Here is a 17,652-nt window from a genome sequence, read left to right as displayed (position 1 = left end):
TCGCGTTCGCAACACTGACTCCATTCAGTTGGCATCTTGTATACCAAGATGCTCGACTAACCCCCGGAGACATCATGAAGCTGCGAACCTTGGTGGCGGGGGCCGCCACGGCCACGCTGGCGCTCGCCCTGGCCGCCTGCGGTTCCTCCTCATCCACTACGACGACCACGGGATCCAGCCGCGCCGACACCCTGATCATCGGCACCGGAGCGACCCCGCAGACTCTTGACCCGCTGCTCTCGTCCGATGTGCAGACCGATCTGACCAGCGTCGCCGTCTACGACACGCTGCTCACCTACGACAGCGACGACAAGCTCGTCCCCAAGCTCGCCACCGAGTGGAAAGTGGCCGACGACGCCACCTCGATCACCTTCACCCTCCGCGAGGGCGCGAAGTTCCACGACGGGACGCCGGTGACCGCCGCCGACGTGGTCTACACCCTCGATCGGGTCCGCAAGCTCAACCTCGGCATCGCGACCGTGATCGCCGACTACAAGTCTTCTTCGGCAACCGACGGCTCCCATGTCACCGTGACGCTGAGCAGGGCGAACGCGGGCTTCCTCGGCGCGCTGAGCCGCGTCTACATCGTCAACTCGGCGCTGGTCACCGCCAACGCCGGCACCGACGACGGGCAGACCTGGCTCGCCACCCACGACGCCGGCAGCGGCGCGTACACCCTGGCCGACTACCGCCCCAACCAGCAGGCCCGCTTCACCCGTTACGACCAGTACTGGGACGGTCCCGGCAAGCGGCCGGCCAGCATGGTCTACCGCTACAGCACGGAGAGCGCGACGCTGCGCGACGAACTCAAGCAGGGCAACATCGACGTCGCGTACGGCCTGGTCCCGACCGACCAGGCGCAGTTCACCAACGCGACCGGCTTCACCTCCACCGACGTGAAGGGCCCGCTGCAGCTCTACACGTTCTTCAACACCAGTCAGGGCCCGACCGCCGACGTACGGGTCCGCAAGGCACTACGCCTCGCCTACGACTACCAGGGTCACGTCGACAACATCCTGTCCGGCAAGGGCGTCGTCGCCGACGGCCCGCTGCCCAGCACGATGTCCTGCCGACCGGCGATCGCACCGTCGGCGCAGAACGTCGACGAGGCCAAGAAGCTGCTGGCCGAGGCCGGCGCCACCAACCTGAAACTCACGATGTACTACCAGTCGGTCATCCCGGAGCACAACAAGGCCGGGACGCTGCTGCAGTCGAACCTGCGCGACATCGGCGTGACGCTGGAGCTGAAGGCGGTCACCTACCCCGAGTTCGTCAAGGCGGTCTCCGACCCGAAGACGGCGCCGGACCTGGGCCTGCTCTGGGACTTCCCGCTCTACCCGGACGCCGCCTCGATGCTCTACCGGGTCTACGACTCGAAGTTCATCGGCACCGGCTCCAACTACGGCCAGTACTCCAACCCCGAGGTCGACGCGCTGCTCGACAAGGCGACAAAGGCCACCTCACAGGACCAGAGCTGTGCGTACGCCAAACAGGTCCAGCAGATCGTCAACGACGACGCGGTCTCGATGAACATCGCCAACTCGACCTACAACTACCTGCACAAGTCGACGGTGGCCGGGTTCGCGTACGCGCCGACCCACACCCTGCTCGACACGACCGCTCTGCACTTCCAGTAAGGGGCACCCGACGTGCTGAGGCTCATCGTGCGCCGGCTGGCGCTGGCGGTGTTGACGATCTGGGGCGTGGCCACCGCGGTCTTCTTCATGATCAAGGCGATTCCGGGCGACGAGGCCCAGATCGCGGCGGGCCGCACCGCCACCCCCGAACAGATCGCCCAGGCCCGTGAACGCCTGGGACTGGACCACAACGTGCTGGTCCAGTACGGCGACTACCTGCAACGCCTGCTGCACGGTGACCTCGGCACGTCGGTGGTCACCTTCCAGCCGATCCGCGTCGACCTGGCCACCGTGCTGCCGCCGACGCTGGAACTGGTGGCCCTGACCATGGTCTTCAACATCGCGATCGCGGTGCCGCTCGGCGTCTTCTCCGCGCTGCGCCACGGCCGCTCCGGCGACACCGCCAGCCGGCTGATCATGGTGCTCGGCGGGGGAGTGCCGGTGTTCTGGCTGGCCCTGATGCTGCAGTACCTGATCGGCTCCCGGCTCGGCTGGCTACCGATCTCCGGCCGCAACGGCTTCGGCCTGGAATCACCACCGGTCACCGGGCTGGCCACCGTCGACGCCCTGCTGGCCGGCAACATCGCCGGCCTGTGGGACGCCGTACAACATCTGATCCTGCCCGCGCTCGCCCTGTCCGCGCCGTTTTTGGCGGTGGTGGCCCGCAGCATCCGCTCCTCGATGGTGGGCGCGCTGCGCGCCGACCACGTCGCGTTCGCCCGGGCCAAGGGCGCGTCGAACGCGCGGATCATCTGGCGCCACGCGCTGCCCAACGCCCTGGTACCGACGCTGGTGCTGCTCGGCATGCAGTTCGGCTGGATGATGGGCGCCGCGCTGCTGGTCGAGTCGGTGTTCAGCATCCCCGGCGTCGGCACCTACCTGAACACGGCGGTGACCTCCCAGGACACCTACGCCGTGCTCGGCGCGGTGCTGGTCCTGGGCCTGGTGTTCGTGCTCGCCAACCTGTTCGTCGACCTGATCCAGCTCTGGCTGGACCCGCGGACGCGTCAGGCGGTGGCGGCATGACGGCCATGACCCTGCCCCGGATCGCGCTGCCCCGGATTCCGCTGCTCGACCGCCTCGCCATCCCCGCGGCGGCCCTGTTCCTGCTGATCGCGCTGGTCGGGCCGTGGCTCGCGCCGCACGACCCGTACCAGGTGGATCTGTCCCAGGCGCTGCAGGCGCCCGGCCCCGGCCACTGGCTCGGCACCGACGCCGCCGGCCGCGACATCCTGAGCAGGCTGCTCGCCGGTGCCCGTACCACGGTGTTGTCCTCGATCGTGGTGGTGGTTTTCGCCGCTGTCGTCGGCATCGTGGTGGCCGCGCTCGCCGCGATCGGCGGCCGGTGGGCCGACGAGATCCTGATGCGCGTCTGCGACATCTTCCTGTCGATCCCCGGCATGATCCTGGCGCTGGGCATCGCGGCGGCGCTCGGCCCGAGCCTGCGCTCGACGATCATCGCGCTGGTCGTGGCGCTCTGGCCGCCGTTCGCCCGGCTGGTCCGTGCGGTGCTGCGCGAGACCATGGCCAGCACCTATGTGGAGAGCGCCCGGGTGATGGGCGTGCCGGCCCGCCGGCTGATGGCCCGTCACGTGCTGCCGAACTCCCTCGACAGCCTCTATGTGCAGGCCGCCCTGGACGTCTCCGGCGTGATCGTCCTGATGTCCGGCCTGTCGTTCCTCGGCGTCGGCGCGCAGCCACCCAGCGCCGACTGGGGCGCCATGGTCGCCGACGGCCGCGAGTTCGTCACCACCGCCTGGTGGGTGGCGACCGTGCCCGGCATCGCGATCACCCTCACCGCCGTGGTGTTCGGCCTGTTCGGCGACGCCCTGCGATCCAAGCTCGACCCGACCTTGGGGGACGCATGACAGCAGTGCTGAGGGTCGAGAACCTGACCGTCGATGTCGGCAATCTGCGCATCGTCGACGGCCTTGACCTGGAACTTCGTGCCGGTGAACGGGTCGCGCTGGTCGGCGAGTCCGGTTCCGGCAAATCGATGACCGCCCGTGCGCTGCTGCGCCTCGACCCGTCGGTCACCGTGGGCGGTCAGGTGTGGCTGGGCGACCGCGACCTGGTCACCCTTTCCGAAAAACAAATGCAGAGGGTACGCGGAACCGAGCTCGCGATGGTCTTCCAGGACCCGAGCACCGCGCTGAACCCGCTGCGCCGCGTCGGCGACCAGGTGGCCGAACCACTGCGCATCCGCGGTGTGTCGCGCCGCGACGCCCGCAGGCGGGCCGCCGAGATGCTCGACCGGCTCGGTGTGCCCCGCGCCGCCGAGCGCCTCAACGCCTATCCGCACGAGTTCTCCGGCGGCATGCGGCAGCGGGTCATGCTCGCGGCCGCGCTGATCACCGGCCCGCGGGTGCTGATCGCCGACGAGCCGACCACCGCCCTCGACGTCCGGGTGCAGGAGAAGGTCCTCGCCCTGATCGAACAGCTCGCCGCCGAGGACGGCATCGCGGTCCTGCTGATCACCCACGACCTCGGCATCGTCGCCGGGTTCGCCGACCGGGTCGCGGTGATGTACGCCGGGCGCAAGGTCGAGGAGAACAGCGTGGAGACGTTCTTCGCCGGCCCGTCGCATCCGTACGGCCGTGGCCTGCTCAACTCCGTGCCGCGGGTGGACCGGGCGCTGACCGAACGCCTCGACACGATCCCGGGAACCGCGGTGAAACCGTCGGCGCGGCCGCCGGGATGTTCCTTCCACCCGCGGTGCTCGGCGGCGGTCTCCCGGTGTTCTGCCGAGGCGCCGGTGCTGGTCACGATCGGCAGCGGTCAGGTGGCCTGCCATGAGGTCTGACCTGCTGACCGCCGACGGTCTCACCAAACGGTACGGCCGGTTCACCGCCATCGAGGACGTGTCGTTCACCCTGCGGGCCGGCGAGGTGCTCGGCCTGGTCGGCGAATCCGGTTCCGGTAAATCCACCACGGTCCGCTGCCTGGTCGGGCTCACCAAGCCGGACGCCGGCACCGTCTCGTACGACGGCGAGCCCCTGCAGGGCCGGGCCGCGTGGCACCGGTTCCGGCGCGAGGCGCAGATGGTCTTCCAGGACCCGTACGCGAGCCTCAACCCCCGGATGACCGTCGCCGAGATCGTCGGCGAGGGCCTGCGTGTGCACGGCATCGAACGCACCGCCGCCGGCCGGCGCGCCCGTGTCACCACGCTGCTCGGCCAGGTCGGACTCGACGCCGGCGACCTGGACCGCTATCCCCGCTCGTTCTCCGGCGGGCAACGGCAGCGCATCGCCATCGCCCGGGCCATCGCCGTCGAACCTCGGGTGCTGATCTGCGACGAGCCGGTCTCCGCCCTCGACGTCTCGGTACAGGCCCAGGTCGTCAACGTGCTGCGCGACATGGGCCGCGAACTCGGCCTGTCCATCCTGTTCATCGCCCACGACCTCGCCGTCGTGCGCTACCTCTGCGACCGCCTCGTCGTGCTCGACCAGGGACGCATCGCCGAGCAGGGCACCCGCGAGCAGATCTACGACAACCCGCAGGCCCCCTACACCCGTTCGCTGCTCGCCGCCGTGCCGATCCCCGACCCGGCCGCCGAACGCGAACGCCGTCATCGACAGAAGGAGAGCGCCCGATGACCGCCGTCGGCCTCGACATCAAACTGGAAGCCACCTACGGCCCGCCGCCCTGGCCGGACCTGTTCGCGGCGTTCGACAACATCAAGGACCTCGGCCTGGACGGGGTGAACGTCCGCACCCTGTACGAGGTGTCACCCACCCTCGACCCCGGTTACCTGCGCGAGATCCGGGCCCGCGCCGACGAGCTGGGCCTCTATCTGGAGCTCGGTGTCGGCAAGGTCAACCCGTACATGACCGGCGAGTTCCCGTACATCCGGGCGCTCGGCGACGGCAGTTATCTGGCCGGGATGCAGAAGCTGATCGCGGCCGCGGGTGCGATCGGCGTGACGAACCTGTGGAGCGCCACCGGCGGGTTCAAGCCTGAGCTGCCCGGATACTTCAGCACCGACCGGTTCCGTACCGACACCAGCTGGCCGCAGCAGCTCGCCGCCACCGAGAAGTTCCTGAAACTGCTCGCACCCACGCTGCGCGAATACGGCTGCCGGCTCAACCTGGAGACCCACGAGGAAATCACCACGTACGAGCTGGTCCGCCTCGTCGAGGCGGTCGGCCCGGACGTGCTCGGCATCTGCTTCGACAGCGCCAACGTGTTCGTCCGCGGTGAGGACGCCGTGCAGGCCGCCCGGCGGGCCGCGCCGTACGTGCACTCCACCCAGCTGCGTGACGCCGCGCTGGTCGTCACCGACGACGGGATCAGCCGATTCCTCGCACCGATCGGCGAGGGCGTCATCGACTGGCAGCCGGTCCTCGACGCCCTGCTCGGCGCCAACCCGGACCTCAACCTCACGATCGAGCCGATCGGGGTGATCCGCGCCGAGATGACCCTGCACCCGTACGACCCGGTCTGGCTCGCCGGGCACCCGGACCTGGACGCCGGCGAGCTCGCGCAGATCTACCGGCTCGCCCACGCCTACGACGGGCTCTCGTTGCGAACCCTGCGAACCCCCGACCCGGGCTTCACCTTCGACGTCTTCGCCACCCGCAGCGCCGACGCGCTCCGCACGTTGCTCAGTAAGGAATCCGCATGACCGACTTCGCCCAGCTCCGCTCCGTCACCTCCGCCGAGGTCATCCTGCCCGGCGAGAACGGCTACGACCGGCACCGCCGGGTCTGGAACGCCGACATCGACCGCCGCCCGGCCGCCATCGTGCGCTGCCGCGACGCCAAGGAGGTCTCCGCCGCCCTGACCTGGTGCGTGCAGCGCGACATCGACGTCACCGTGCGCGGCGGCGGGCACAACCTGGCCGGCACCGCCGTCGCTGACGGCGCGGTGCTGCTGGACACCGCCCCGATGAACGACGTCGTGTTCGACCTGGAAGCCGGAACCGTCACCGTCGGCGGCGGCTGCCGATGGGGTGACGTGGACCGGCCCGCCGCCGAACACGGCGTGGCCGTCCCGGCCGGCGTCGTCTCGCACACCGGCGTCGCCGGGCTCACCCTCGGCGGCGGCGCCGGATACCTGGCCCGGCTGCACGGCGCGACCGTAGACTTCCTGGTCGCCGCGGAGATCGTGGTCGCCGACGGGCGGATCCTTCAGGTCTCCGACACCGAGCACGCCGACCTGTTCTGGGCGCTGCGCGGCGCCGGCCACAACTACGGCGTGGTCACCTCGTTCACCTTCCGGTACGTGCCGCTGCCCGGACTCGCGACGATCCGCCAGGCCCTGTACGCCGCCGACGACCGCCGCGAGGTCCTGCGCTTCTTCCGGGACTGGGCGCCGACCGCGCCGGACAACGTCACCACGTACGCACGGCTGCTGACCTGCCCGCCGTACTGGTCGCAGGTCGAGGCCGAGCACCGCGGCAAGCCGGTGCTGTCGATCGCCACCGTTCACTACGGCGACCCGGCCGCCGAGCCAGCGCTGACCGCGCCGATGTTCGCCCAGGCCCGGCCGGTCTACGAGAGCCTGCGCACCATCCCGCACGTCACCCTGCAGCACTCCACCGACGACGAGTTCCGGTACGGCATCGGCCACTACTGGAAGCACATCTTCCTGGAGAGCTTCGCCGACGAGGTCATCGACACCGCGATCGACTGGTCCGACAAATACCCGGGCCGGCCGCTGCAGGCGCACTCCAACATCGCCCACCAGGTGCTCTGCCCGTTCGAGGTGATCGGCGGCGGCGGCGCGATGACGCGGCGCGACACCACCGCCACCGCGATGAGCTCGCACGGGCTGGCCTGGGGCGCCAACATCGGCGCCGACTGGGAGTTCGCCGAGGAGAAGCCGGAACTGGTCGCCTGGGCCAAGAGCTTCGCCGACGCGATGGGCCCGTTCCAGGGCGGCACCTACATCAACTTCGCCAGCGTGCAGGGCGACGAGGACGTGGCCCGGGCGGTCTACGGCGCCAACTACGACCGCCTCGTCGCGGTGAAACGGTCCTACGACCCGGCGAACATCTTCCGCCGCGGCCTGGTCGACCTTTCCGGCGGCACCGCGAAATGAGAGTCGGCACCGACACCAGCAAGTTCCCCGGCGCCCGGGAGAACGGCCCGCACTGGACCCTCGACAAGATTTCCGAGCTGGGCCTGGACGGCGCGTTCTTCCGCTCGGCACTCGAACTCAGCCCCACCCTCGACGCCGGTGAGCTCGGCGAGATCGCCGCGCACGCCACCGGCCTGGGCCTCTACCTCGAAGTCGGCACCGCCAAGGTCAACCCGTTCGCCACCCCGGAGGCACCCGAGATCCGCCGGCTCGGCGACGGCGACTACCTGCTCGGCATGCGCCGCATCATCGAGGCCCTGGCCGGCGCCGGCATCCGCGAGCTCTGGACGGCGACGGCCAACTACCAATTCAAAATCCAGGGACTGTACGCGTGTGACAGGTTCCGTACCGATGTCTCCTGGGCCGATCAGCTCGCCGCGACGGCGGGTGTCCTGGTCTCGCTGGCGCCGATCCTGCGTGACCACGGCTGCCACCTGAACATCGAGACGCACGAGGAGATCACCTCGTTCGAGGTGGTCCGCCTCGTCGAGGAGGCCGGGCCGGACGCGTTCGGCATCACCTTCGACACCGCCAACGTGCTGGTCCGCTGCGAGGACCCGGTGGCGGCGGCACACCGTGTGGCCCCGTACACCCGGCAGAGCCACGTCCGCGACGTCGCCCTGGCCTTCACCGAGGACGGCATCGGCCGGTTCCTCGCCCCGGCCGGCCAGGGCGTCATCGACTGGCCGGCGCTGCTCGCGCCCCTGGTCGAGCACGCACCGGACGCCACCCTGTCGATCGAGGGCATCATCCACGGCCGCGCCGAGATGCCGCTCTTCGTCGACGACCCGGTCTGGCGTGCCGGGCACCCCGACCTCACCCTCGACGAGTTCGCCGAGGTCCACCGGCTGACCCGGTCCTACGCCGGCCGGGCCGACCTGGCCGCGCTGCGCGCACCGACCAGCAGCGACGAGGAACTCGCCTTCATCACCGACAGCGTCGCGTACCTGCGCACCGTCCTCACCACCCTTGGGAGCCCCGCATGACCCACCCCGTCCTGACCCCCGTGCTGCCCGGTGCCGACGAGTTCCCCGTTCTCTCCCGTGCCGAGAGGGACCGCCGCTACCTGGCGCTGCGGGCGCTGATGGCCGAGAACGAGCTGGACGCGCTTGTCGTCTTCGGCTCCGGCCGTGACCTGTGGGACCGCTACCTCACCAACGAGACCCTGCACGGCATCGTGGTGCTCACCCCCGAGGGCGAGCCCACCTACCTGCTCGGCCGCTTCCCGCTGAACCGCTACGACGAGCCCGGCCAGGCGTACGACCGGTGGGTCGAGGACTACCGGGTCGGTGACCCGATCGCCGGGATGATCAACTCGGTGAAGGAGCGCAAGGCCGACACCGGCCGGGTCGGCATCGTCGGCCTGAGCAGCCGGGCCGTCGGCGGCGCGGCCGGTTCCATCTCCTACAGCACCTGGCTGCGGGTCCTCGACGGGCTGCCGGACGCGACGTTCGTCGACGTCGCGACGCCGTTCGAGGTGCTCGCCCTGGTGAAGAGCCCGGAAGAGCGGCAGATGCTGCGCAAGGCGGCCGCGCTCGGCGAGGCGGCGTGTGCCGCGTTCATCGAGGCCAGCGCGGTGGGCGTACGGGAAAGTGTGGTTGGGTCTGCTGCTCTTAATGCCATCGTCAGTGGTGGTGGCTGGGTGCTGCCGCCGAGTCTGCTGCTGCGCAGCGGTTCCTCGCGGTTCGCGTGGGGCCAGCCGGAGTGGATGTCGATGGGTGGCGCGCCGCGCACGCTGGTGGCCGGCGACTCGATCGCCTCGGAGATCTTCGCCTGTTACGGCACCTACGAGTCCCAGCAGCAGATCGACGTGGTCCTCGGCGAACCGTCCGCCGAACTGCTCTTCCTCGAAGAGGTCTGCCAGGCGTCGCTGAAGGCCGGCCTCGAGGTCCTGAAGCCGGGCATCACGTTCAGCGAGCTGGCCGCCGCGATGAACCAGCCCGCCCTGGACGCCGGCTGCTGGAACACCGGCCCGCACATCCAGACCGTCTCCGGCGTCATCTTCAACAGCGCCACCCACATGAACACCGAGAAGGACCCCGGCCTGTCGCACCTGCCCGCGCTGCCGCCGGTGGTGCCGCAGGACGGCGACTTCGTCATCCAGCCCGGCACCGCGTTCGCGTTCGAGCCCAACGCGCTGCTCGACGGCCGCCGGGTCTGCGTCGGCGGCACGGTCATCTGCACCGAGGACGGCAACGAGGTCCTCAACACACTGCCCAACCGGCTCGTCGTCGCATGACACTCGTCCTGACCCACTCCGACGTCGCCCGGCTGCTGCGCGGCGACCCGCACCACACCGAGGTGCGGGCCGCCGTCGAACGGGCACACGCCGACCTGGCACGCGGACGCGCCGTCGTGCCGGCCCCACCGGCGATGACCCTCGACGGTGCGGCACTCATCCCGATGGCCGCCGCGGACGGCGCCAGCGGCCGGGCCGCGGTGAAACTGCTCGCCGACATCCCCGGCAACCGGGCCGCCGGACTGCCGGTGCAGCGCTCGGCGATCCTGGTCAGCTCCGCCACGACGGGGGAGTGCCAGGCCCTGATCGACGGGCGCCTGGTCACCGCGGTCCGCACGGCCGCTGTCAGTGCCGTCGCCACCGCCCACCTGTCCCGGCCGGACAGCCGGGTGCTGGGCCTGGTCGGCGCCGGCAACCTCGCGATCGAGCACACCCGGGCCATCGTCGCGGTCCGTGACATCGACACCGTCGTCGTCTGGTCACGCTCGTCGGCACGGGTGAGCGCGTACCGGGAGGCGGTCGCCGGGCTGGGTCTGACGGTGAAGGCGGTCGACACGGTCGAGGAGGTGGTCCGCGCCGCCGACGTGCTGTGCACCCAGACCCCCGCCCGGGAGCCCCTGGTTCACGGCGCCTGGTTCGAGCCGGGCCTGCACGTCAACGCCGTCGGTGCGCCACCGCGTACCGACCACCGGGAGATCGACGGTTCCGGGATGCGCCGCGCGTACCTGGTGGTGGACTCGCTGCCGACCGCCCTGAGCAAGTCCGGCGAGGTGGTGATGGCGCTCGCCGAGAACGCCATCACCACGGCCGACGTGCGCGTCGAACTCGGCGAGGTGATCGCCGGCCTCGCACCCGGCCGCACCACGCCGCAGGACATCACGCTGTTCAACTCGGTCGGCATCGGCCTGCAGGACCTGGTGACCGCCGACCTGCTGCTGAAGCGGGCCCGCGAGGAGGGAATCGGCACGACGATCGACCTGGCCGCCTGATCAGTTCGCGTCGCGGGGCCGGTGTCCCAGGGCACCGGCCCCGCGGTGGCGGAACTACGATCAGACGGTGTTTCCCGATGACCGCTGGAACGAGCGCGACCGCCACCTGAACGAGCGCGAGCAGAAACTCGATGCCCGGGAACGGCTGCTGGAGGCCAGGGAACAGCGGCTGGCCGGCCAGGAGACGGCGCTGGGCGCCCGGCGTTCAGCGGTGGAGGAGCGGGAACGGCTCGTCGCGGAGCGCGAGGTCTCGGCGGAGCAGCGCGGACGCCGCGCCGACGAGCGCGAGGCGATCGCGGACGGCCGGGAGGCGAACGCCAGCGTCCGCGAGCGTCTGCTGGACGAGCGCGACAGCCACCCCGGCGAGCCTGATCCGCTGGACCGGATCCAGGGGGCGTTCACGCGCGAGGTCGCGCGCCTTGATCGCAGCGACGCGTTCCTGGAACGGTCACGAGATGCGGTCCAGCGTGCCCAGGCCCGGCTGGACGCACTGCGCGCCGAACGCCAGGCGCAGCCGGAGGACGGCACCTAGATCCTCTGCCGGATCTCGAGGGCCATCGCGTCGAAGGGGGACGAGTTCTCGAACGGCTGCTCCGTGCCGATGGTGACCCAGCCCCATCGGCGGTAGGCGGCCTGTGCGGGCTCGTTGTCGGCGCGGACCAGCAGACGGGCGAATCGCTCGGGCCGTCCGCGCAGGAGCTCGTCGTGGATGCGGGCGCCGTGGCCGTGCCGCTGATGGGCCGGGTCGACGGAGAACTCGCGGAAGACATAGACCGGGCCGGCCGGCTCGGTGCCGGGGAACGCGGCTTTCAGCTGGTTTTCGAGAGCGCTGTCGGCGGCACTGGGGCTGCCAAAGGCGTACCCGATGCATGTGGTGTTGATCCAGGCCGTGACCAGGTCGAAGTCGCGGGTTTTGGCGTGCGTGCCGATGAGCCGGGACCAGAAGTTCTCCGGCTGGTAGAAGGGGTTGTCGCGCAGGTGGGCGCGGGTCGCGGCATAGATGGGGACAATGTGGTCGCGCATGTCGAGCGCTTCCTCGCCGTCGGAGTGGCGCAGGGTCACGTCGCTGGTGGGTGCGGTCATGCTGTTTCCGCCGATCTGTCGAGGAGCTCTCGACAGCTTTTCACCTCCGGGAAGCGCCGTAGGTCCATCGAGGACTGCTAAGGTTCGGCCGCTTCATCTTGATCATGGGGGAACAAGTGACCGCATTCCGGGCGGGCGTCGCCGCCTTGGCCACCGCCAGTCTTCTCCTCACGGGCTGCCAGAAAGCCGAACCGGCCGGCCTGGCCGCACCGGAGCCGCCGGCGTCCGTCGCGCCGGCGTCCGTCGCGCCGGCCTCCAACGGTATCGAGGCGCTCACCGCGGAACTGATCCTGGACCGCGCCCAGCAGGCGCTCGCCGGCGCGCCGTCGTTCCAGTTCTCGGGCTACCAGATGGCCGGCAAGTTACGGGTCTACGCCGAGTTCACGGCGGTAGGCGACGATCTCATCGGCATGACGCGGCTCGGCTTCGAAAACGGCCTGGAGAAGGCCACCGCGGAGATCCTCATGGTCGGTGGAACGCAGTACATGAAGCCCAGCACCGAATACTGGAAGCTCCTCACCGAGAACGACGATCCGCAGGAGACCATCGCAGCCGCCGGCGACAAATGGATCCGGATTCCCTCGTCACCGAAGACCTTCGGCGCCGTGTTCGGCAGGGACGGACTCGTCGCGGACTTCGACGTCCCGGCCGGAACCGTCATCAAGGGCGCGGCGTCCGAGGTCGACGGTGTGCCGGTTCTGACGATGGGATCAACGAAGCAGGGTGGGATGAGCGCGCGCGTGGCCACGTCCGGCGAGCCCTATCCGATCCGATGGGACACGTGGGCGGGCGACTACGTCGAGTTGACCGGGATCGGCGCCGGCTACCCGAAGATTGAGGAGCCGTCGGCAGACCAGGTGACCGACATGCGCACGGTGGTGGAGGCGGCCCGCACTGCCAAGGCCTGACGGTCCCGCCCGTCGCGATCCGTTGCACTCCCGGCAGCATCGAAGGCTCGGCGCGACCGCGATGTTGTGCCGTTGGGCCGTCATGCCGACCAGAAACTCACTAGATCAACTGGGGCCATAGGCGGATCAGCGGATATGCCTCACCGGAAGAGGTGGACGTTCTCGGCGGCCCATTCGTCGTAGGTGCGTAGTGGGCGGCCGATGATGTCGGCGACGGAGGGGCGTTGCGCGTGGGTCCACTCGGTCAGTTCGGCCAGGCGGGAGCCGTACTCCTGCAGGCCGTACAACGTGACGTCGATGGCGCCGTCCGGCCAGCCGTCGCGCTGCCAGACCGCGCGGCTCTCGTCGGCCGGCACCTCGACAGCGCGGATGTCACGCCCCAGGGCGGCGGCGATGCTGCGTACGCGTGAACGCGTGGCCAGCGGAAGGCCCACCGCTTCAAGGATGGAACCGTCGTAGCGGTCCGTACACAGCGCCGCTGCCGCGACCGCGGCCAGGTCGTCCTCATGGATGAACGGGTAACACCCATCGTCGAGGAACGCCTCGCGGACCACCCCCTCGGCGCGGATGGAGTCCGGCCAGGTGGAACCGGTGGCGGGGTAGGTTCCGCTGAACATCGAGCCCATCACAGCCGACGGCCGGATGTGTGTCCACGCGATGCCGGACCGCTCCACGGCTCGTTCGATGGCGAGCCAGTACCACGTCTCCGGCGGGTTCCACTGCTCGAACTCCGGTCCGTGGGAGGACAGCACCACGATCCGCCGGACGCCGGCGTCACGAGCGAGCGTCAGTGACGCTGCGACGGTCGAGGGATGAGCACCGGCCAGGAATATCGCGTCGACGCCGGCCAGAATCTCGCCGGAAGACAGCGGCCGGCTGATGGAACCTGCCACCACGTGTACGCCGTCCGGCCAGCCGTCGCATTCGTCCGGCTCCGCGAGCACCCGTACCGGGTCGCCGGTGGCGAGCAGCTGGCGTGCCAATCGTCGTCCGACAAGGCCGGTAGGGCTGCAGCCCTCGTCTTTGGCCGGCGCGACGACGGTCAGTAGCTTGACGCCCGCGTTCTGAGACATGCAAGACCCTCCACAGTGATGGCGGGGATCTTGCGCGTGATCGGTGAGCCGGGACTCCACCGGATCATCGGTGCGGATCCAACCCTGCCGACTCTAGTGGATGGTGGCCACCGCGCCGGTCGAACTCGCGTGCCAAGTAGTCCCGTGGGGAGAGGCCGTGGAAGCGGGTGAAGGCGGCGCTGAAGGTCGGTAGGTGGGCGTACCCGACCCGGCGGGCGACGGCGCTGGGTTTGGCGCCGCCGGCGAGCAGGTCGCGGGATATGCGCATGCGGGCGGCGTAGCGCCAGCGGGCGAAGCTCATGCCGGTCTGTTCGCGGAAGGCCTGATGGGTGCCGGCGGGCACGTCGAGCTCTGAACCGCCGGACGTACCGATGCTGCGCAGGTAGTTCATGGCCGCTGCCCGGGCCCGGGGGTCAGCCGGCATCGGTACCGACAGCGCTCGTTGTGCGGCGACCTGATCGGCGAACAGATCGAGGATGTGGCCGGGGTCGTAGTCGTCCGGACGTACCGGGGTGCGGGCGCTGATGGAGCAGAACAGCAGGTAGTCGTCCCAGGCGGGCGAGAACTGGGCCCGCAGCGGTGCGGTCAGCTGCAGGGCCCCGGTGCCGGCGTTGCCGAGCGGCAGCGAGATCGAGTTCTCGCGGACACCCGTGGTGTGCTCCGAGCCGGCGGGGATCCAGGTCGCGACGCCTCGCTCCTGCTCGTACCGGTGATCGCCGATGTCCAGGTATCCGCTGCCGCGGTACGTCCAGATCAGCACGTGGACGTTGTTGGTGTGTGACGGTGTGCGGGCCGCGGGCAGCATGTCGGGCACGGCGGGGGTGGTCTCCGCGCGCACGATGCGCATCAGGTCGTCGGCTTGGCGTGCCGCCACCGCGCGGTGTGTCAGCCCACTCGCGACCGGCCGGACGGAGAGGTCCCGGCCGAACTCGTGAGGGGTCTGACCGTATTGCTGCTTGAACGCGCGAGCGAAACCATTGGGAGTGGCGAAACCCACGCGTGCCGCCACTCGACCGGCGCCGTATCCGGCCGCGAGGTACTCGACAGCGGCGTTCAGCCGGCAGCGCAGCCGCCACTGCTCGAAGCTCAGCCCGGTATCAGCGCGGAAGTCGCGGAGCAGAGTGCGCGGGCTGGACAGCACCCGTTCCGCCCATTCCGCCACGGTGAGGTCGAGCGCGGGATTCCGGAGCAGTTCGTCGGCCACTTCTCGGGCCGCGCCGGCTTTCGGCATGATCGGCGGATCGACCGTGCACGGCGGGGTGTTCCCGGTTCGCACCGGTTCCGGAGAGTGTGTCCCGGGGCGGCGCAGCAGATCGGCGAGCGCGTCCTGGGAGTGTCCGTGGCTGGCCAGCGGCGTGATCATGAGGTTGAAGTTCTGGATCAGCCAGTCCTGCCAGCCATCGGGAACCACGAACCGCCTCGGCTCGGACAAGGCCTCGGCCGCGATGCTCGGATGGGTCAGCAGCGGGAAGGCGACGGTGCCCGGCTCAGTGACGATCGTCCAATGATTGCCGGCCTCCGCCGGAATCCAGACGCCCTGGCCAGAGGTCAGCCGGAACTCCGGATTGTTCCCCACCAGGACGCACGCCGAGCCGGTGCGGACCCAGAGCAGCAGATGCTCGGCCTGGTCCCAGAGGCCGGTCGACCGTACGCGAGGGATCGGCGGCGGTAGATCAACACGCACCATGTCCTAACTATATGGCGATCTGCGCACACGGTTGGAGGTTAGGCTCACCTAACTTTAGCCCGAAAGGAATTGCCTTCACCATGCCGAAGACCTCACGCCGGATCACCGTGCACCCCTTGACCCTGCGGGAGGTCGAGGTCGTCCGGGTGGCCGATCTGACGCCGGGGATGCGGCGGATCACGCTGGCCGGTGCGCAGCTGGGTGAGTTCACCTCGGCGAACGGCTTCCCTCGGCCGGCGTTCGACTCGACGGGCTTCGACGACGATATCCGGCTGGTGTTCTGTTACCCCGGCCAGAGCGAGCCGGTGCTGCCCGTGCAGACGGAGAAGGGCGTCGACCTGCCGCGCGACCCCCGGCCCCTGTCGAGGATCTACACCGTGCGGCGCTGGGACGCCGCAGCGGGGGAGCTGGACATCGACGTCGTCAAGCACGGCATCGGCGTGGGCACCACCTGGGCGTACCGCGCCCAGGTCGGTGATCGCATCCACTTCTTCGGCCCGAGTGCGTCCCGTGCGCTCCCGCACGACGCGGACTGGCTCCTGGTCGCCGGCGACGACACGACGATCCCCGCGATCGCCCGTCTGCTCGAAGAACTGCCCGAGGACACGAGGGCCCAGGTCCTCATCGAGATCGCCGCGAACGAGGACCGCCAGCAGTTGCGGGAGCTGCCGGGCGTCGAGGTGACCTGGCTAGTCCGCGACGGCGCCGAGGCCGGCACGACCACCCACCTGCTGGACGCGGTCCGGAACTGCGGCTGGTGGGACGGCAGGCCGTTCGCCTGGATCGCCGGGCAACAGGCCGCGGTCCGCGACATCCGGCGCCACCTGGTCGAGGACCGCGCGGTGCCCAAGGAGGACATCGAGTTCATCGGGTACTGGCGTCGCGGCGAGGTCGTCGCCCTGGAACAGGACGCCGCGGTGCCCGACCCCGAGAAGACGAGAACACCGTTCGAGCGGCTGCACGATCTGACCGAGCTGATCGCGCCGGTGGCGATCCGCACCGCCGTCGAACTCGGGGTGCCCGAGCTGATCTCCCGGGGCGTGACCAGCGTCGCGGACCTGGCCGTCAAGGTGGGCGCCGACGAGCGGGCGCTGGGCAAACTGCTGCGCTACCTGCACACCCTGGACATCCTGACCCCGGCCGAGCCGGACCACTACCGCCTGACGCCGGTCGGTGAGGTCCTGACCGTCGAGTTCGTCATCAACGCTCTGCACCCGGCCGGCGTGGTGGGACGCGAGATGCTCGGCATCCACGGACTCACCGCGTCGATCCGCACCGGCCGCGCCTCCTACGCCTCGGTCACCGGGCAGACCTTCGCCGAGGTGCGCGCCGAACAGGACTACGAGGACCGCTACCTGGAACGTCTCGCGCTGTTCCAGGCCACGCTGGCCGAACCGATCGCCGCGTCCGACATCCTCAAGGGTGTCCGGCACCTGGTGCTGCACTCCGGCGGCGCGGGCGCCCAGGCACGCGAGTTCGTCGCCGCGCACCCGCACCTGCACGTGACGATCTGCGCGCTGCCCGCCCAGGCCGATTGGCTGCGCCGCGACCTGCCCGCGACCATTCCCGACGAGCAGCAGCGCGCGCGGGTCAGCGTGGCCGAGCAGTCCGTCTTCGAGCCCAGCCCGGCCGCCGACGCCGTGTTCGTCATCCGCGCCTTCAAGAACCTGGCCGACGCCGATGCCGCCCACGCCCTGCGCCGGGCCGCCGAGAACCTCCTCCCGGGTGGCCGGGTGCTGCTGGTCGAGGACCTCTTCGACACCGGCGACCTCGACGAACACGACGGCGAAGCGGATCTGCTCGCCCTCGCCGTGCACGGCTCCGGCCTGCGTACCGGCACCGAACTCGACGCCGTCATCACCCGAGCCGGACTGGTTCGCAGCGCCACGCACACCGTCGGCTGGGGCACCACCATCCACGAACTCGCACCCTCACCCCGTTGAAAAAGAAAGAGA

General features: G+C 70.0%; 16 protein-coding genes. 13 read left to right on the top strand and 3 right to left on the bottom strand.

Annotated features, from left to right (window positions below; translation table 11 throughout):
* Window positions 1-74: 74 nt before the first annotated feature.
* The 11 genes from B0I29_RS18865 (at window position 75) to B0I29_RS18815 (ending at window position 11,478) form a co-directional block, all read left to right on the top strand.
* Window positions 75-1,637 (top strand): ABC transporter substrate-binding protein, encoded by a 1,563-nt coding sequence (locus tag B0I29_RS18865; RefSeq protein ID WP_111650335.1) that lies wholly within the window; start codon window positions 75-77, stop codon window positions 1,635-1,637.
* A 12-nt stretch (window positions 1,638-1,649) separates the two neighbouring features.
* On the top strand, window positions 1,650-2,663 hold the full coding sequence (locus B0I29_RS18860) for an ABC transporter permease (protein ID WP_220091347.1): 1,014 nt from the start codon (window positions 1,650-1,652) through the stop codon (window positions 2,661-2,663).
* Window positions 2,660-3,505 carry an ABC transporter permease gene (locus B0I29_RS18855; protein WP_111650334.1) on the top strand — a complete coding sequence of 282 codons (846 nt, stop codon included), beginning with the start codon at window positions 2,660-2,662 and terminating at the stop codon, window positions 3,503-3,505. The genes B0I29_RS18860 and B0I29_RS18855 overlap by 4 nt, the downstream gene beginning before the upstream one ends.
* Complete coding sequence (locus tag B0I29_RS18850) at window positions 3,502-4,440, top strand: ABC transporter ATP-binding protein (RefSeq protein ID WP_111650333.1); 939 nt, start codon at window positions 3,502-3,504, stop codon at window positions 4,438-4,440. The genes B0I29_RS18855 and B0I29_RS18850 overlap by 4 nt, the downstream gene beginning before the upstream one ends.
* Entirely contained in the window at window positions 4,430-5,233 is an 804-nt protein-coding gene (locus B0I29_RS18845) for an ATP-binding cassette domain-containing protein (RefSeq protein ID WP_111650332.1), read from the top strand. Before B0I29_RS18850 ends, B0I29_RS18845 begins: the two co-directional genes overlap by 11 nt.
* A complete protein-coding gene (locus B0I29_RS18840; RefSeq protein WP_111650331.1) occupies window positions 5,230-6,261 on the top strand; it encodes a sugar phosphate isomerase/epimerase family protein in 1,032 nt (343 codons plus the stop codon). Before B0I29_RS18845 ends, B0I29_RS18840 begins: the two co-directional genes overlap by 4 nt.
* Window positions 6,258-7,679: an FAD-binding oxidoreductase gene (locus B0I29_RS18835; protein ID WP_111650330.1), complete on the top strand. Its 1,422-nt coding sequence runs from the start codon at window positions 6,258-6,260 to the stop codon at window positions 7,677-7,679. The genes B0I29_RS18840 and B0I29_RS18835 overlap by 4 nt, the downstream gene beginning before the upstream one ends.
* Window positions 7,676-8,704 carry a sugar phosphate isomerase/epimerase family protein gene (locus tag B0I29_RS18830; RefSeq protein ID WP_111650329.1) on the top strand — a complete coding sequence of 343 codons (1,029 nt, stop codon included), beginning with the start codon at window positions 7,676-7,678 and terminating at the stop codon, window positions 8,702-8,704. Before B0I29_RS18835 ends, B0I29_RS18830 begins: the two co-directional genes overlap by 4 nt.
* Entirely contained in the window at window positions 8,701-9,957 is a 1,257-nt protein-coding gene (locus B0I29_RS18825; protein ID WP_111650328.1) for a M24 family metallopeptidase, read from the top strand. Before B0I29_RS18830 ends, B0I29_RS18825 begins: the two co-directional genes overlap by 4 nt.
* Entirely contained in the window at window positions 9,954-10,946 is a 993-nt protein-coding gene (locus B0I29_RS18820; RefSeq protein ID WP_111650327.1) for an ornithine cyclodeaminase family protein, read from the top strand. The genes B0I29_RS18825 and B0I29_RS18820 overlap by 4 nt, the downstream gene beginning before the upstream one ends.
* A 67-nt stretch (window positions 10,947-11,013) precedes the next feature.
* Window positions 11,014-11,478: a hypothetical protein gene (locus tag B0I29_RS18815; RefSeq protein WP_111650326.1), complete on the top strand. Its 465-nt coding sequence runs from the start codon at window positions 11,014-11,016 to the stop codon at window positions 11,476-11,478.
* Here B0I29_RS18815 and B0I29_RS18810 read toward each other — a convergent pair.
* Window positions 11,475-12,029: a GNAT family N-acetyltransferase gene (locus tag B0I29_RS18810; protein ID WP_111650325.1), complete on the bottom strand. Its 555-nt coding sequence runs from the start codon at window positions 12,027-12,029 to the stop codon at window positions 11,475-11,477. The genes B0I29_RS18815 and B0I29_RS18810 overlap by 4 nt on opposite strands.
* 116 nt (window positions 12,030-12,145) lie before the next feature.
* Between B0I29_RS18810 and B0I29_RS18805 the strand changes: the two genes are divergently transcribed.
* A complete protein-coding gene (locus B0I29_RS18805; protein WP_111650324.1) occupies window positions 12,146-12,937 on the top strand; it encodes a hypothetical protein in 792 nt (263 codons plus the stop codon).
* Window positions 12,938-13,077: 140 nt separating this feature from the next.
* Here the strand turns inward: B0I29_RS18805 and B0I29_RS18800 are convergent, their stop codons facing one another.
* Both B0I29_RS18800 and B0I29_RS18795 read right to left on the bottom strand, forming a co-directional pair.
* Entirely contained in the window at window positions 13,078-14,010 is a 933-nt protein-coding gene (locus B0I29_RS18800; RefSeq protein ID WP_111650323.1) for an SDR family oxidoreductase, read from the bottom strand.
* Window positions 14,011-14,074: 64 nt separating this feature from the next.
* The gene (locus B0I29_RS18795; protein WP_111650322.1) at window positions 14,075-15,697 is read right to left on the bottom strand and encodes an AraC family transcriptional regulator; all 1,623 of its coding nucleotides are present in this window, start codon (window positions 15,695-15,697) and stop codon (window positions 14,075-14,077) included.
* An 80-nt stretch (window positions 15,698-15,777) separates the two neighbouring features.
* Between B0I29_RS18795 and B0I29_RS18790 the strand changes: the two genes are divergently transcribed.
* A complete protein-coding gene (locus B0I29_RS18790) occupies window positions 15,778-17,640 on the top strand; it encodes a siderophore-interacting protein (RefSeq protein WP_111650321.1) in 1,863 nt (620 codons plus the stop codon).
* Window positions 17,641-17,652 lie beyond the last annotated feature (12 nt).

The organism is Actinoplanes lutulentus (assembly GCF_003259845.1).
GTDB lineage: Bacteria > Actinomycetota > Actinomycetes > Mycobacteriales > Micromonosporaceae > Actinoplanes > Actinoplanes lutulentus.
The sequence above is the reverse complement of the archived record's forward strand: the minus strand, read 5'-3'. Positions and strand labels throughout refer to the sequence as shown.

Coding starts and splice junctions, on each gene's coding strand:
- B0I29_RS18845 (WP_111650332.1), top strand. CDS start 4,430: ATGAGGTCTGACCTGCTGACCGCCGACGGTCTCACCAAACGGTACGGC.
- B0I29_RS18865 (WP_111650335.1), top strand. CDS start 75: ATGAAGCTGCGAACCTTGGTGGCGGGGGCCGCCACGGCCACGCTGGCG.
- B0I29_RS18840 (WP_111650331.1), top strand. CDS start 5,230: ATGACCGCCGTCGGCCTCGACATCAAACTGGAAGCCACCTACGGCCCG.
- B0I29_RS18790 (WP_111650321.1), top strand. CDS start 15,778: ATGCCGAAGACCTCACGCCGGATCACCGTGCACCCCTTGACCCTGCGG.
- B0I29_RS18835 (WP_111650330.1), top strand. CDS start 6,258: ATGACCGACTTCGCCCAGCTCCGCTCCGTCACCTCCGCCGAGGTCATC.
- B0I29_RS18800 (WP_111650323.1), bottom strand. CDS start 14,010: ATGTCTCAGAACGCGGGCGTCAAGCTACTGACCGTCGTCGCGCCGGCC.
- B0I29_RS18795 (WP_111650322.1), bottom strand. CDS start 15,697: ATGGTGCGTGTTGATCTACCGCCGCCGATCCCTCGCGTACGGTCGACC.
- B0I29_RS18820 (WP_111650327.1), top strand. CDS start 9,954: ATGACACTCGTCCTGACCCACTCCGACGTCGCCCGGCTGCTGCGCGGC.
- B0I29_RS18850 (WP_111650333.1), top strand. CDS start 3,502: ATGACAGCAGTGCTGAGGGTCGAGAACCTGACCGTCGATGTCGGCAAT.
- B0I29_RS18830 (WP_111650329.1), top strand. CDS start 7,676: ATGAGAGTCGGCACCGACACCAGCAAGTTCCCCGGCGCCCGGGAGAAC.
- B0I29_RS18855 (WP_111650334.1), top strand. CDS start 2,660: ATGACGGCCATGACCCTGCCCCGGATCGCGCTGCCCCGGATTCCGCTG.
- B0I29_RS18810 (WP_111650325.1), bottom strand. CDS start 12,029: ATGACCGCACCCACCAGCGACGTGACCCTGCGCCACTCCGACGGCGAG.
- B0I29_RS18825 (WP_111650328.1), top strand. CDS start 8,701: ATGACCCACCCCGTCCTGACCCCCGTGCTGCCCGGTGCCGACGAGTTC.